Source organism: Acinetobacter stercoris, assembly GCF_900323515.1.
Classification (GTDB): Bacteria; Pseudomonadota; Gammaproteobacteria; order Pseudomonadales; family Moraxellaceae; genus Acinetobacter; species Acinetobacter stercoris.
On record NZ_OOGT01000015.1, the window covers coordinates 1 to 14,580 of the forward strand.

The 14,580-nt window shown below is 36.5% G+C and carries 13 protein-coding genes and 3 tRNA genes; 10 read left to right on the forward strand and 6 right to left on the reverse strand.

What is annotated here, in order from left to right:
* The first annotated feature begins 240 nt into the window (after positions 1-240).
* Together KPC_RS02775 and KPC_RS02780 are read left to right on the forward strand one after the other, a co-directional pair.
* Positions 241-1,128 (forward strand): TauD/TfdA family dioxygenase, encoded by an 888-nt coding sequence (locus tag KPC_RS02775; protein WP_121972910.1) that lies wholly within the window; start codon positions 241-243, stop codon positions 1,126-1,128.
* 9 nt (positions 1,129-1,137) lie between these two features.
* Positions 1,138-2,442, forward strand: a complete 1,305-nt coding sequence (locus tag KPC_RS02780) for a hypothetical protein (RefSeq protein ID WP_121972911.1) — start codon at positions 1,138-1,140, stop codon at positions 2,440-2,442.
* 62 nt (positions 2,443-2,504) lie between these two features.
* On the opposite strand, the gene KPC_RS02785 is transcribed toward KPC_RS02780, so the two are convergent.
* Positions 2,505-2,590, reverse strand: a tRNA-Leu gene (locus tag KPC_RS02785).
* 215 nt (positions 2,591-2,805) lie between these two features.
* Between KPC_RS02785 and KPC_RS02790 the strand changes: the two genes are divergently transcribed.
* On the forward strand, positions 2,806-4,587 hold the full coding sequence (locus tag KPC_RS02790; RefSeq protein ID WP_121972912.1) for an alkaline phosphatase D family protein: 1,782 nt from the start codon (positions 2,806-2,808) through the stop codon (positions 4,585-4,587).
* 116 nt (positions 4,588-4,703) lie between these two features.
* On the opposite strand, the gene KPC_RS02795 is transcribed toward KPC_RS02790, so the two are convergent.
* Positions 4,704-4,789, reverse strand: a tRNA-Leu gene (locus KPC_RS02795).
* A 14-nt stretch (positions 4,790-4,803) separates the two neighbouring features.
* Positions 4,804-4,877, reverse strand: a tRNA-Cys gene (locus KPC_RS02800).
* A 152-nt stretch (positions 4,878-5,029) separates the two neighbouring features.
* Between KPC_RS02800 and folD the strand changes: the two genes are divergently transcribed.
* Both folD and KPC_RS02810 read left to right on the forward strand, forming a co-directional pair.
* The gene (gene folD, locus KPC_RS02805) at positions 5,030-5,878 is read left to right on the forward strand and encodes a bifunctional methylenetetrahydrofolate dehydrogenase/methenyltetrahydrofolate cyclohydrolase FolD (protein ID WP_121972913.1); all 849 of its coding nucleotides are present in this window, start codon (positions 5,030-5,032) and stop codon (positions 5,876-5,878) included.
* Positions 5,879-6,038: 160 nt separating this feature from the next.
* Positions 6,039-6,707: a class I SAM-dependent methyltransferase gene (locus KPC_RS02810; protein WP_121972914.1), complete on the forward strand. Its 669-nt coding sequence runs from the start codon at positions 6,039-6,041 to the stop codon at positions 6,705-6,707.
* 28 nt (positions 6,708-6,735) lie between these two features.
* Here the strand turns inward: KPC_RS02810 and KPC_RS02815 are convergent, their stop codons facing one another.
* Entirely contained in the window at positions 6,736-7,164 is a 429-nt protein-coding gene (locus tag KPC_RS02815; RefSeq protein ID WP_121972915.1) for a hypothetical protein, read from the reverse strand.
* A gap of 139 nt (positions 7,165-7,303) precedes the next feature.
* The gene (locus tag KPC_RS02820; RefSeq protein ID WP_121972916.1) at positions 7,304-8,623 is read right to left on the reverse strand and encodes an MFS transporter; all 1,320 of its coding nucleotides are present in this window, start codon (positions 8,621-8,623) and stop codon (positions 7,304-7,306) included.
* A 524-nt stretch (positions 8,624-9,147) separates the two neighbouring features.
* Between KPC_RS02820 and glpD the strand changes: the two genes are divergently transcribed.
* Positions 9,148-10,680 (forward strand): glycerol-3-phosphate dehydrogenase, encoded by a 1,533-nt coding sequence (glpD, locus tag KPC_RS02825; RefSeq protein ID WP_121972934.1) that lies wholly within the window; start codon positions 9,148-9,150, stop codon positions 10,678-10,680.
* A 50-nt stretch (positions 10,681-10,730) separates the two neighbouring features.
* Here the strand turns inward: glpD and rsmI are convergent, their stop codons facing one another.
* Positions 10,731-11,570: a 16S rRNA (cytidine(1402)-2'-O)-methyltransferase gene (gene rsmI / locus KPC_RS02830; protein WP_121972917.1), complete on the reverse strand. Its 840-nt coding sequence runs from the start codon at positions 11,568-11,570 to the stop codon at positions 10,731-10,733.
* A gap of 12 nt (positions 11,571-11,582) precedes the next feature.
* Here rsmI and KPC_RS02835 point away from each other — a divergent pair, with 12 nt between their 5' ends.
* The 4 genes from KPC_RS02835 (at position 11,583) to KPC_RS02850 (ending at position 14,578) form a co-directional block, all read left to right on the forward strand.
* Positions 11,583-12,518 (forward strand): penicillin-binding protein activator, encoded by a 936-nt coding sequence (locus KPC_RS02835; RefSeq protein WP_121972918.1) that lies wholly within the window; start codon positions 11,583-11,585, stop codon positions 12,516-12,518.
* A 9-nt stretch (positions 12,519-12,527) separates the two neighbouring features.
* The gene (locus KPC_RS02840) at positions 12,528-12,944 is read left to right on the forward strand and encodes a YraN family protein (protein WP_121972919.1); all 417 of its coding nucleotides are present in this window, start codon (positions 12,528-12,530) and stop codon (positions 12,942-12,944) included.
* A gap of 64 nt (positions 12,945-13,008) precedes the next feature.
* A complete protein-coding gene (locus KPC_RS02845; protein ID WP_121972920.1) occupies positions 13,009-13,677 on the forward strand; it encodes a BON domain-containing protein in 669 nt (222 codons plus the stop codon).
* A 19-nt stretch (positions 13,678-13,696) separates the two neighbouring features.
* Positions 13,697-14,578, forward strand: coding sequence for an alpha/beta hydrolase (locus KPC_RS02850; protein ID WP_121972921.1), 882 nt, complete (start codon positions 13,697-13,699; stop codon positions 14,576-14,578).
* Positions 14,579-14,580 lie beyond the last annotated feature (2 nt).

The following is a 14,580-nucleotide window of genomic DNA, read 5'->3' on the forward strand; positions in this document are numbered from 1 at the left end:
ATATATGGCCCATATAATAAAAACATTTAATCCTGATGAAAAAAGCATCTGTATTTTATGTTAATTTGTGAAAAAACAAAAAAACAGCTAAATAATTTTAATATATTTCAATAATTTGAAAAATTACATTTTTTACCGATAAGTATAAAGACAAATACTAATTTATTGCCTAGTAAATACATAACATTATATTTTAAATGTTTTAATTCTAAGTGCATATTCTATGTCTTGGAGATTAAAATGTTAGATAAAGTTCATAGCTATATTATTTCTACTAAAGATACGATTATTCCTTCTAATGTTATTCAGTATATACAAAATAATATAAGTCCTCATGCTGAAATAATAGATTGGGTTTCAAAGCATGAAAAAGAAATAGATGATATCTGGGATGAACGATATGAAATAATCGGTAAAATTTCAAAAAGTATAAGAAATAATGGTATTGCGATTCTTGATAATATTGGGATAGGGGACGTTATTGATTTTAGAGTGCGTCATATTGCACTGTATTTATTGCTTACGACGATAAGCAAGCCAAGTATACACTCAACCAATGATATTTTTTGGGATGTAAAAGATATAGGTGATCAAAAAAATGGCAAAGTGATTACATTTTCTGAGAGGTATGGCGAGTGCCCTTTGCACACAGATTCGGCATTTAGCGAGCATCCTGAGCACTTTTTAACATTGTATGTAGTGAAACCTGCAAATGACGGGGGGGAATCTGTTTACCTTTCTTTTAAAAATTTACTACATACCTTAACAGAGCATAAAGATGGTGATAAGTGTCGTTACTTACTTGAAAATACAGACTTTCCTTTTATGACACCACCTTCTTTTAATCCAAATACACCAGTGATACTAAAACCTGTTTTTCAAGATAATCGGGTAAGATTTAGGTATGATTGTCTCATAGATGGTCTTGATAAATATCCAGAGTTGCGTACAGTTGATCGTGTTTGGTGCATCGAGTTATTAAATGAACTTATTGAAAATAATCAATTCAAAAAAATTGTTTCAGTGCAAAAAGATCAAATGATTCTAATTGATAACTGGCATGGTTTTCATGCCCGTACGCATTTTGAAGATAAATCAAGATTTTTAATCAGGGCGCGATTAATATAGAAGAAAAATATGCATATAAATAACTTTAAAATTAATATAGTATCCCAGATGGTTATTACACTATTGATTTTAAGTACATTGATAAACTATACGCATATAGTTTTTTTTGAAGCCATTTTTCTGTTGATCTTAGTGCTTCTTCTCATTCCAAATATTAAGAAAATATATAAAAGTAAAACAGGGATGATTATTTTTTTTCAACTAATCGTTACTACTTTTTTTTTGATTTACAATAAAAACTATCAGATAAATGAAATTTTAAACTCATTGATGATGTTTTCAAATATTGCAGTTTTCCTGATATTTATGACTTTGTTTTTGTTGATTTTTAAAGCTTCACATCTTGATGTATATATTGTCAATAGTTTGTTGAGGTATAAAGAAAAATACAGAAAATTGGTTTTATTGATTATGGCTTGTTTGGGATCAATTGGATTGAGTTTTGGTACAAATATTGTTTTTGGTTCAATTTTACCGCAAAAAAATAAAAATATTGCAGCAACTTTATCTCGTGCAATCGTATTAACCATGCTGCTATTGCCCACAACAGGATCAGTTGCTGCTTTAATGATTGTATATTCAAAACTAAACTTCACTCAGATTGTTTTTACCACTTTTCCTATTTTTTTATTTTCATTTATTCTGGCTTATTTTATAGATTCTATTTATATTAAAATTCAAGATACGAGTAATAATGAGTGCTTGAGAATATCTTGGTCTCCAATATTCGTTAGTATTCTAGTTTTTTTTATTTGTATACTACTTAAATTACCAATCATTTTAGCAATGAGTTGGAGTGCATTATTTGGGTTTATGATTTCGGTTAAATATAAAAAAGTATTATTAAAAAAATTGGGTGTTGTGTTTCTAAGATCAATTAACCGAATTTCACCTGAAATTTTACTTTTCATTATAACCGGATTGTTGATATGGAGTATTTCAAATTCTGATTTAATACATGGTCTACACTTAAGTCCGATTTTGGCACAGCCTTATATTATTATTCCATTAACTTTAACGGTTATGATCGTGACATCGCTTATTGGGTTACACCCGATGATGGTATTTAGCTTTTTTTATCCTCTTAGTTTATCAATTACACAAAATATACCTGATTATATTATGTATAGTTGCTGGTTAATCGGATTTATTTTATCGTTGCTTTTGTCCCCTGTATCAGTTCTAACGGCGACATCTTCTTTTGGTTCTGGGTTGTCTATCGCACAAAGTTGTTACCCTTTACATTGGAAGTATGTAGGGTATATGTACTTGTTTACAATTCTGTATTTATTGATATTATTTTATATTTTCTAAATTTTAGGTATAAAAAAACCAGCCTAAGCTGGGTCTTTTTTACCATTTTATATTGTATAAAATGGTGCCCGGGGCCGGACTCGAACCGGCACGCTTTGTGGGCGGGGGATTTTAAATCCCCTGTGTCTACCTATTTCACCACCCGGGCATGTGCGCAATAATAGTGGACGAATCGTGGCTTGGCAAGAGTAAATAAAACGGTTTGCTTTCTTTTCAATCAATTCATGTGCATGTATATAAAAATAAACTGATTGGGCACCGAAATTTTTAACGATAATTTCACGTGATTGAGATCAAAGCTTAACAAATATTTTTTAGGTTAGTGGTGAAAAAAACTTTTAAAAAAACCTAGGAATAAATTAAATGCCAAAGCCAGTTTCCCGCCGTGAGCTTATTTTAAAATCACTTGCCAGTTTTGGGGCTTTATCGATACCAGTAACATTGACTGCATGCGGAAGTGACTCAAAAGATAGCAGTGTTACAGTTCCTCTAGTAAAAGCTGAATTTCGGCATGGTGTTGCTAGTGGTGACCCTTTACAGGATAGGATCATTTTATGGACAAGGTTAACACCTGAAGATACAGTTTCACGTTTACACGTAGTGTGGGAAATTGCTAAAGATGAAAAATTTACTCAGATCGTGAATAGTGGAGCTGTTGAAACGACATCAGTCTCGGATTTTACAGTAAAAGTCGATGCTGATAAATTGAGCGCGGGACAAGCCTATTTTTATCGTTTTAAATATGGCAATACAATTTCTCCAGTGGGTAAAACAAAAACGCTTCCAAGTTCAACAAATAGTGTGAAATTCGCAGTATGTTCATGTTCAAATTATCCAGCGGGGTATTTTTATGTATACCGTGAGATGGCAAAGCAGGATGTCGATGTAATTATTCATCTCGGAGATTATATTTATGAATATGGAGAGGGCGGATACGCAACAGACGAAGCTGAAGAATTAAAGCGTTTGTTGCCGTCAGATAACAATAAAGAAATCATTGAACTTGATGATTATCGTAAACGTTATGCACTTTATCGTACTGATGCGGATCTACAATTAGCGCACAAAAATAAACCATTTATCGCGATATGGGATGATCATGAGCTTGCAAATGATGCTTGGAAAGATGGAGCTGAAAACCATCAAGCAAATGAAGGAGCGTTTAAAGATCGTAAATTTGCAGCGATACAGGCGTATTTTGAGTGGATGCCAATTCGGCCACTTTCTGATACAGATCAGGTGAAAATTTATCGTCAGTTTAACTTTGGCTCTTTAGTTCAATTGGTCATGTTGGATACACGTATTATTGCACGTGATGAACAGCTGGATTATGCAAAATATATAACAACAACAGGATTGGATACAGTAAGATTCCAAGCAGATCGCACCAATCAAAGCCGTACCATGATGGGACTAGCCCAGCGACAATGGTTACAGTCTCAGTTGGTTGCATCAAGCTCTACATGGCATGTGATCGGTCAGCAAGTCTTGATGGCAAAAATGTTGATTCCTGCTGAATTATTATTATCTTTAAATTCAATTACTAGTGGTAAAGTAGATGATACAACTCTTATGAAAATAAGTGCCCAAATTAAAGAGCTTGTAACATTAAAAATCCGTTTGTTAAAAGGTGATCCAACCTTAACTGCAGTAGAAAAATCCCGTATTACGACTGTAGCTCCATATAATCTGGATGCGTGGGATGGCTATTTTTATGAGCGTGAAGTGATTTATAACACCCTAAAATCTCTCAATAAAAAAGCAATTGTATTGGCGGGGGATACGCACAATGGATGGTTGTCAAATTTGCATACTCAAGCCAATGATTTTGTTGGGGTGGAGCTTGCAACAAGTTCTGTATCTTCACCTGGTATGGAAAAGTATTTGAAGCTTGAACTTGTAGGGCCTGAACAGCTTAAAGAGTTTGAAATTGCATTTACAACCTTGATCGATGAGTTGGCATATACCAATTTAAATCAACGTGGTTATTTAAAAGTGAGTTTTACAGATAAACAGATGCAGGCAGATTGGATTTATTTAGATACGATTAAAGAAAAACAGTATAAAGTTGATCAATCGCGGACACATCAACTTATTTTAGATACTAATTTAGAAGAAATTAAAACAGTCGCCAAATCTGCTTAATATTTAATTCTTGCCTATAAGAAAGCTGAGTATTTACTTGGCTTTTTATTGTATTTTTAGGCATAAAAAAACCAGCCTAAGCTGGATCTTTTTTCACCATTTTATATTGTATAAAATGGTGCCCGGGGCCGGACTCGAACCGGCACGCTTTGTGGGCGGGGGATTTTAAATCCCCTGTGTCTACCTATTTCACCACCCGGGCGTTTTTACCAAGTTTGGAGGCGGAGGTCGGAATCGAACCGGCGTACACGGAGTTGCAGTCCGCTGCATGACCACTCTGCCACCCCGCCATCACTTGGTGATGCACATATTAGCAATGTTTCGAAAAAAAACAATAGGAACAATGAATGATATGCACATAAAAACGACATATAGAATAAAATTGTCTAAATAATCATGTATTATTTACAAAATTGATTCATATCTACTTTGGAGATGTGCCGTGGCATTAGTTTTAGATGGTCGTGCATTAGCGAAACAAATTGAAGCTGACTTGTTAACTCGTGTGGAAGCTTTAAAAGCGAAAACAGGTCGTACACCAATTTTAGCGACTATTTTGGTTGGGGATGATGGTGCATCAGCGACTTATGTCCGTATGAAAGGCAACGCTTGCCGTCGTGTAGGTATGGATTCTTTGAAAGTTGAATTGCCTACAGAAACTACAACTGAACAGTTATTAGCTGAAATTGAAAAGTTAAATGCCAATCCAGACGTACATGGTATTTTGCTTCAACATCCTGTCCCTGCCCAAATTGATGAGCGTGCTTGTTTTGATGCTATTTCACTTGATAAAGATGTTGACGGGGTAACCTGCTTAGGTTTTGGTCGTATGGCGATGGGAGAGGCAGCTTATGGTTCAGCGACTCCAGCTGGGATTATGACGATTCTTAAAGAAAATAACATTGAAATAGCAGGTAAACACGCTGTTGTTGTTGGACGTTCTGCGATTTTGGGTAAACCGATGGCAATGATGCTTCTTCAAGCTAATGCGACAGTAACGATTTGTCATAGTCGTACGCAAAATCTTCCTGAGCTTGTAAAACAAGCTGACATTATTGTTGGTGCGGTAGGTAAAGCGGAACTGATCCAAAAAGATTGGGTGAAGCAAGGTGCAGTTGTTGTTGATGCCGGTTTCCATCCTCGTGATGGCGGTGGTGTTGGTGATATTCAGCTTGTAGGTATTGAAGATGTTGCCAGCGCTTATACACCAGTTCCAGGTGGCGTAGGTCCAATGACGATTACGACTTTGATCCGTCAAACGGTTGAAGCTGCTGAGAAAGCTTTAGGTTGATTATTTTTCGCTTTATTTAAAAGTATTTCTGGTCTTTATTTAAAGCTTAATTTTTCGAATAAAACTCCTTCCTTTGCGAAAAAATGCTTCTCCCTCTTTAATAAAGAGAGAGAAGGAGGGAGATTATTTAATGCTTCACAAATGAATTAAAAGAAATCAAATGAGCTGCACTTTTCAATTTCCAAGAGCCCCTGAGCACTTACTCCAAGCCTTACATGAAGTGATTCCAGATTGTGAATTATTAGCTCAACAACTCCCTGAGACTACGATTTCGCTTTGGCTTATCCCACCTGTATTTCCAACTGATCGTTTGGATGATGAAGTCATTCGCCGTATCTGGAATGATACACCGTATTGGATTTTTTGCTGGGCATCAGGTCTGGCAATGGCACAGTGGCTACTGGCAGAGCCTCACCACGTAAAGGATAAAGTTGTTCTTGACTTTGGAGCTGGATCTGGAGTTGTGGCAATTGCTGCAAAAATGGCTGGTGCGAAAAGAGTTATTTGCTGTGATATTGACAAAGTGAGTTTAGAAGCCTGTCGTGAAAACGCTTTATTAAACGATGTTCAGCTCGAATATTTAGATGATTTATATCAAGCCGAGCAGGTGGATGTACTTCTTGCAGCTGATGTTTTGTATGATCAATGCAATCGTTTTTTCTTGGATGAATTTTTGAAATTTTCTCCAGAAGTATGGGTTGCTGATAGCCGGGTTAAAAATTTCAGTCATCCTAAATATCAAAAAATAGATGAAAGAAGCGCAACGACTTGGCCTGATCTGGATGAAGCAAAAGAGTTTAGAAATGTCAGTTTTTATAAGACGCTGTGATTTACAGCGTCTTGTTATAGCATTTTAGTTAAGAGCAAGTATAACGCACGACATGTAGAGTGCTTGGGCGTGTATTCAAAGCAGCATCTGTTGCCAGATTACGATTATTGCTTAGATCAGGTGTATTAGATAATCCTACAGATGTTCTAGAGTGACCGAGTTGTACACCATAATTCTGTTTTTCACCCAGTTGTGGATTGATAATTTCATTTACACTTAAAACGGAAATTTTATATGTTTTTGAAGCACCTAAAACTTTTTGGCAAGCACGCTGTAATTTGTTTTCATCCAGTTTTCGATCTGAACGACCTGCGAGTGTGTAAGCCAGGGTAGCAGAGTTTGCAGATTTATTTTCGATTTGATAACCAGTAACACCATTATATTGTCTAGGTGTAGTCTGACACGCAGTTAATCCTAAGACGACTAAAGCTAATCCATAAATTTTGATCATTTTCATATTTGAAAGTTCCAGCTCTGTTCTTCTGATGAGTATGCCATAGCTTCTGTATTTAAACGATCTGAATTTTTACCTAAAAATAAGACACAGCTTTCTAAAAGTTTAAAAAACTGTGTCTATTCTGTTTTTATGTGAAAAATTAGTCGTCAGTAATTAAGCTATTTTTCTTGGTATCTTTCATAAAAATATAAGTAATGAGTGAAAGACCAATCATCAACGTAATGTAGTAAAAAAAGTAATTTTCATGTCCGGCATTTTTAAAGCTCAATGCAACCAACTCAGCTGTGCCACCAAAAATTGTATTGGCAAGCGCATAAGGTAAGGCAACACCTAAGGCACGAATATGTGGAGGGAATAATTCAGCTTTTACAACAGCATTAATAGCCGTATAGCCTGTTACAATAATCATGCCGCTCATACATAAGAAGAAAGCTGTTGTGCTATCCGTAGTTTGACCGAGATAATTAAAAATAGGAATGGTAAATAAAACACCCAGTACACCAAATGCAATCATAATTAGTTTACGGCCAATTTTATCGGAAAGTGCACCTACAGCGGGCTGGATTAGCATAAAGATAAAGATAGCAGCGGTCGTAATCTCTGTAGCGGTGGATTTATCAAATCCAGAGGTGTTTACCAGATATTTTTGCAAATAAGTTGTGAACGTATTAAATGCAAGTGTACCACCAGCAGTCAGCATAATGACTGTAAATGCCTGCTTAGGGTATTGGGTAAACAAGGTGAATGCCCCGCTTTTAGGACCTCCTTTTTTTGCCTGTTCCTGAACCATTTTAGAGGATTGTGTTTCCACAAGACCACGTCGAATCCAGAATACAACAATTGCTAAAAGTGCCCCGATTAGAAATGGAATGCGCCAGCCCCATGCATGTAGCTCAGACTCATCCAGAGTATGTTGTAAAATGATCAGTACACAAAGTGCGAAAAGCTGACCAGAAATTAAGGTGACATATTGGAAACTAGAGAAAAATCCACGATGGTCTTTACCTGCCATTTCCGAAAGATATGTTGCACTCGATCCGTATTCTCCGCCGACACTCAAACCTTGTAAAAGTCGGGCAAAAAGTAATAATGCAGGGGCAAGCATACCAACTGAATCATATGTGGGTGCACATGCAATAATTAGAGACCCGATACACATCAATGAGACAGACAGTGTTAGGCCTGCTTTACGCCCTTTACGGTCAGCGTAAATGCCCATGATCCATGCACCAATAGGTCGCATCAGGAAGCCCAGAGCAAATACTGCGGCAGCTTGAAGGAGTTTGACTGTATCATTTCCTTCTGGAAAGAAAACAGGTGCAAAATAAAGAGTAAAAGCGGCATAAACATACCAGTCGTACCATTCGACCAGATTGCCTGCTGAACCCCCTAGTATAGATTTGAAACGAGTTTTTCTATCAAGTTGCGTAGTGGCGACTTGAGGAGATAGATTTGACACAACAATTCCTCAGAAGAATGTTGGCAAAACACATACTTTTAATTTTTCAACAGAGAGCAAAAAACTAAAAAAATGTATTTTGAACGTACAAGAAAGGAGAAACAAAAAATTACAAAACCGTTATACGCCTACCCGATTGGGGTATTTATTCGACTTTAGTTGTATATTTGCCTAAATTGTATACATTTACTTTTTAAAGGTTCTTATATGCTAAATTGAGTATGTCTAATTTCGTGATTTTGAATAAATTGAATGAAATATCACATTACTGTTGGTGTAATTTTAAACTGATGCAAAGATGAAACCAGGTTTATTCGAACTTATAGATGATATTTTAAAAGATAACATTCGAGATCAAATACTTTAATAATTGATTGAAAAATCTGGTTCTAGAATAATTACGGTCACCAATGAATACTTATTCAAATCTGCATAAGAATTGTAATTTTTTCTTTATTTTTAATCGAAATTTAACGCAGTTGTGCATACTATTTTTATAAGTGAAAACAATGGGTTGGCCATATATGCGAAATGAAGAGTCTGTAGTGAATAAGATTTATGATATTGCAGTTATTGGTGGCGGTATTAATGGAGTCGGGATTGCCAATGATGCTGCTGGTCGAGGCTTGTCTGTTTTTCTTTGTGAAAAGGATGATTTTGCAAGTCATACCTCATCTGCAAGCAGCAAACTGATTCACGGTGGATTACGTTATTTGGAACATAAAGAATTCCGTTTAGTTCGAGAAGCACTATCTGAAAGAGAGGTTTTACTTAAGAAGGCTCCGCATATTATACGTCCAATGCGTTTTATCATGCCGCATCAACCATATTTAAGACCTGCTTGGTTAATTCGAACAGGACTGTTTTTTTATGATCATTTAGGTAAGCGAGAAAGTCTGGCGGGGTCAAACAATGTTTTTTTTGATCCAGAAACGAGTCCTTTGAAACCTGAGATATTACGTGGTTTTGAGTATTCTGATTGTGCAGTTGATGATGCACGTCTGGTCATTTTAAATGCGATACAAGCAAGAGAAAAAGGTGCAAAACTGGTAACACGAACGAAATGCTTAACAGCATACCGTGAGAATGGACTTTGGCAAGTGGAGCTGGAAAATGAAACGGGAATATATAGGATTCAAGCTAAGGCTTTAGTTAATGCTGCTGGCCCATGGGTGGCTTCGTTTATTCAGGATCATTTAAACCTTCAACCCGAATATGCTATTCGTCTAGTTCAGGGGAGTCATATTATTGTTCCAAAACTACACGATGATTCCAAAGCTTTTATTTTACAAAACGATGATGGTCGCATTGTTTTTGCTATTCCATATTTAGAGCATTATACATTAATTGGAACAACAGATCAGGAATATAGAGGTGATCCAAATCGCATCAAGATTACTCAATCTGAGATAGATTATTTGATAAAAGTGAGTAATGATCATTTTAAAAAGCAGCTTTCTCCTGATGACATCATAACTACATTTTCAGGGGTAAGGCCTCTATATGATGATGAGTCAGATAATCCGTCAGCAGTTACAAGAGATTACACATTGTCTTTATCCAAAGGCAATGAAGGGGATGCTCCTCTATTATCTGTATTTGGGGGAAAATTGACCACTTATCGAAAATTGGCTGAGTCAGCATTAGATCTATTACATCCTTATTTTAAATCTATGCAAGCCCGTTGGACTGCAACAACGATGTTACCTGGCGGAGAAAATATGCTTTCTGTGGATGATTTGGCTCAATACATTCAGGATAAAATAGTTGAGGCACCAGCCGAACTTGCTAAACGCCTGACACATGCATATGGTTCTCGTGTTTGGGGTATTCTAAAACATGCCAAATCTATACAGGATTTCGGGCAGCATTTCGGGCATGGGTTGTTTGAAAATGAAGTTGAGTATCTGGTAGATGTAGAATGGGCTGTAACAGCAGAAGATATTTTATGGCGGCGTAGTAAATTGGGAATGCAGTTCACTGAACCAGAAATATCAATATTAAATGAATACTTACAGGATCTGCATACTAGACGGGAAAGAGAACAAGCGGCTTAAGGCAAGCACGCCGAAACGTGCTATAGCTTGCTTGATTTAAAGGTACAAATCTAGACTTTATCACTGAGTTCCAGGGCGCGTTGATAAGCAACTTTCTTTTTTATTCCAGTGAGATCAGCTGCTAGTTGTGAGGCAGCTTTAACGGACAAGTCTTGCAGTAAGCGAGTAAGAAGCTCATCAAGTTTTTCCTGATCCAAATTCTTTTCTTCTGGAGCACCACCAATAACCAGAACAATTTCACCTTTTTGCTGATTGTGATCATTTTCAATAAAAGCCACTAACTCTTGCAATGTCATTTTTCGGATGGTTTCAAATGTTTTAGTAATCTCTCGGGCAAAGCCTACAGGACGATCATTTCCAAAAACATTTGCCATATCTTTTACACACTCCAGTATTCGATGGGGAGCTTCATAGATGATCATGGTTTGTGTTTCATTTTTTAATTTTTCGAGCTGAATTAGACGCTGTGATTGTTTAGAAGACAAAAAACCCTCAAAGCTAAATCGATCACTCGGTAAACCGACTGCAGAAAGTGCCGCGATAGCTGCACAAGCACCAGGTATAGGAACGACTTTGATCCCATTCTCTTGGGCAGCACGAACCAGTTTAAAACCAGGGTCACTAATCAAAGGAGTTCCAGCATCACTGACAAGCGCCAGATTTTCTCCATTTTTAAGCTTTTCTATGAGAATATCAATTTTATTGCTTTCATTATGATCATGACATGCCGTTAAGGGAGTAGATATATTATAATGCTTTAATAATTGAGCAGATTGGCGTGTATCTTCTGCTGCGATAAGAGAAACAGACTTAAGAATTTCAATAGAACGAAAAGTCATATCATCTAAGTGCCCAATAGGGGTTGCTACTACAAATAACTGAGCACTCATAGGTTTAGCTCCATGATAATTAAGAAAAGAAGTGTATTGGCTGTGATCATGTGCAGTGTGGTTTATCAGGCACATGCGGACGTTTTGGTTATTCTACCCGAATCAGGGCCTCTGGCGCGAGCTGGTTTAAGTGTAAAACAAGGGTTTACTCGGTCATATCAAAGTTCACATAATATTACTCGTATAAAATTTGTGGATGAAACCAGTGCCAGTATTCCCAAATTGCTTAAGAAAAATATTACCAGGAAAACAAATTTTGTGGTTGGACCTTTAACTCCAGATCATGTTGAACAGTTAATCAAGACAAATCCTAAAATCAAAGTATTGGCTTTGAATCAGAATAGTCGCGAGCATCGAAATGTACTGCAATTTAGCTTGTCTAAGTTTGAAGATGCAAAAGCATTAGCTGGAGTTATTTCGAAAGATAAAATTGAACAACTTTATGTGTATCGTGAGGAAAACTCAAAGAATGAAACTGAGCAATTCTTGCTTGCTTATATGGGGCAAAGTCCAACTAAAGTGCAAATTGTTGATAAATTGCCAAGAAAATTGAAAAAAAATGAAGGGGTACTGTTTTTAGGTAAATATGAATGGCTCATGGCTATAGATAAATTGCCTAAAAAGCGGATTTATATTCAACCTATATCGATTGAAGAAAATAAACCTTTGCCTATAGGGGTGAAGTTTTGTGATTTGCCAGCATTGTATGAAAAACCATGGAAAGAAAAACTTCAAGCATATCAAATGGAACCAACTTCGTATGCATATAAAAGACTTATTGCATTTGGTGCAGATGCATGGCAAATTACTGAACACAGTCTTGATTTTTCTCAGTCAAACCGCATGATTTTTAATGGTATGACTGGAAATATTTTAATCGAGAATAATCAGATACAACGTGCTCCACATTGTTATGAACAAACAAGATGGGCGCTTAAGGTTTTGTGAGGATATATTTTGCAAAAACAGCTTGGGGATTGGGGTGAACAAAAAGCAGTGATGCTGTTAAAGCAAGCTGGTTATGAGATTATTGCCCAAAATTTTCATTCCCGTTTTGGTGAGATTGATATTATTGCAAAGCAGGCGGATCATCTGACATTTATAGAGGTCAAAGCGCGTTCAAAGACAAGTTATGGTCGTGCCAATGAAGTTATTTCAAAGAACAAGATCCAGAAAATTATAAAAACAGCGCAGTATTTTTTAGCTGAACATTCATCATTTTCACAATTTTCCTGTCAATTTGATGTAATTTGTATTGATTTTTATGATGTCGTTGCAAAAAGAGTACAGCAAGACTTTTCAAAACTTGTCTATGATTTGCAATGGATTGATAATGCATTTACTTTGGATGATGAGTTATTTAATCTTGAATGAGTAAGTCAATAATAAATGCTCTGGATTGAGAAGCTTGCGTCATTTTGGATAGGAGTTTGAATTAGTGTTTAATCGTATTGCAGTGACTTTGCTTTGTGTTGCAAGTTTATCAGGTTGTGCAAGTTTGATTTCAAAAGGGACTGGCTCTAATCCAGTCGGTACTGAAAGTGGAGTTCGCTCACTTGGGCAGGTGTTTATTGATTCTTCAATTGAACGTACTGCAAAGATAAACTTGTATAAGCTAGACACACGTTTTAAGCAATCCAGAGTGAATATTGTGAGCTTTCATAGCAATGTCTTACTTACGGGACAGGTTCCAGATGCACATTTAAAACAACTGGCTGAAGACAATGTTCGTGCTATGAGTGATGTGAAAGCTGTTCATAACTACATTACAATTGGTAATCAGATTGGTTACGGTACTATCATGCAAGATGCAACTGTAACTGCAAATACGCGTGGTTTAATTATGCGTGCGCAAGTAGTATCAGATAGTAAAGTTGCGGTACATACAGAAGATGGCGTGCTTTATGTCATGGGGCGTTTGAATAATGCCGAATCACGTGATTTGAATGATGTCCTTCAAAAAGTGGGCAATGTGACTAAAATTGTTACTTTGATTGATAATACTGAGGAACCTGGTTCTGGTACGCAAAGTTCTGCATTGACATCAGGAGCAACAACTCAACCTTTGGAACAAACCCCTGTCGCTATTGATCCAAATGCGCAATAACCTGTTTGTGAATTAAATTATGCCCCGTCAAATCAGTATGGTGAAATCAAGACTTGTGTCCAAAATAGGGCAGGTACAGCTAAAGCTTAAGGATTTTAGATATTATGACTTGGCGAGTTATGCCATCAATGGGTTAACGTCACGAAAGGGTTACTATTTTCATAAAAATATTGCTTATGGGCTAAAGGCAAGGCAAAGATTAGATTTGTTTCGTAGCAAAAGCCCCCATCAGAAACGTCCTTTAATTGTATTTGTATATGGTGGGGCATGGTCACATGGTGATAAGAAAGCCTATAAATTTGTAGGTGAGGCTTTTGCTAAAGAAGGCTTTGATGTTGCCGTGATCAACTATCATTTAGCACCTGAACATATTTTTCCAAGCTATGTTGATGATTTGACACTTGCAATAAATTTTTTATCGCAACAAAAGCAAAAACTGGAAATTTCATCAGATAATATCGTATTGATGGGGCATTCGGCCGGGGCGTTTAATTTAATGTCAGCCTTATACCATCCATCTCCCTATGAAAAAACAGATCTGGATAATATTAAAGCAGTTGTCGGTATAGCTGGACCTTATCATTTTGATTATAAAGGAGATCCTCTGGCTCAGGATGCATTTGATCAAAGCGTTCCTTTTCAGCAAGTTATGCCTTATTATTTTGTTAAATCCAATCAGATCAGACACTATTTGCTGACTGCTGAAAATGACAAGATAGTTCGCGATAGTAATAGCATTGATATGCAAAACATGTTGAAACAACATGGTAATCACTGTGAAATTCGAACAATTCCAAAGACAGGGCATGTAACGATCATGGGGAGTATTTCCAGTCTATTCAGCCCATTTTTTTCCACTAAATCCCAGATTCTTCAATGTCTTGATGAAACATTTAATTGAAG

What these genes read in the sequence shown, in the direction of transcription:
- KPC_RS02775 (WP_121972910.1), top strand. Translation starts at nt 241, where the DNA reads ATGTTAGATAAAGTTCATAGCTATATTATTTCTACTAAAGATACGATT.
- KPC_RS02780 (WP_121972911.1), top strand. Translation starts at nt 1,138, where the DNA reads ATGCATATAAATAACTTTAAAATTAATATAGTATCCCAGATGGTTATT.
- KPC_RS02790 (WP_121972912.1), top strand. Translation starts at nt 2,806, where the DNA reads ATGCCAAAGCCAGTTTCCCGCCGTGAGCTTATTTTAAAATCACTTGCC.
- KPC_RS02810 (WP_121972914.1), top strand. Translation starts at nt 6,039, where the DNA reads ATGAGCTGCACTTTTCAATTTCCAAGAGCCCCTGAGCACTTACTCCAA.
- KPC_RS02815 (WP_121972915.1), bottom strand. Translation starts at nt 7,164, where the DNA reads ATGAAAATGATCAAAATTTATGGATTAGCTTTAGTCGTCTTAGGATTA.
- glpD (WP_121972934.1), top strand. Translation starts at nt 9,148, where the DNA reads ATGCGAAATGAAGAGTCTGTAGTGAATAAGATTTATGATATTGCAGTT.
- rsmI (WP_121972917.1), bottom strand. Translation starts at nt 11,570, where the DNA reads ATGAGTGCTCAGTTATTTGTAGTAGCAACCCCTATTGGGCACTTAGAT.
- KPC_RS02835 (WP_121972918.1), top strand. Translation starts at nt 11,583, where the DNA reads ATGATAATTAAGAAAAGAAGTGTATTGGCTGTGATCATGTGCAGTGTG.
- KPC_RS02850 (WP_121972921.1), top strand. Translation starts at nt 13,697, where the DNA reads ATGCCCCGTCAAATCAGTATGGTGAAATCAAGACTTGTGTCCAAAATA.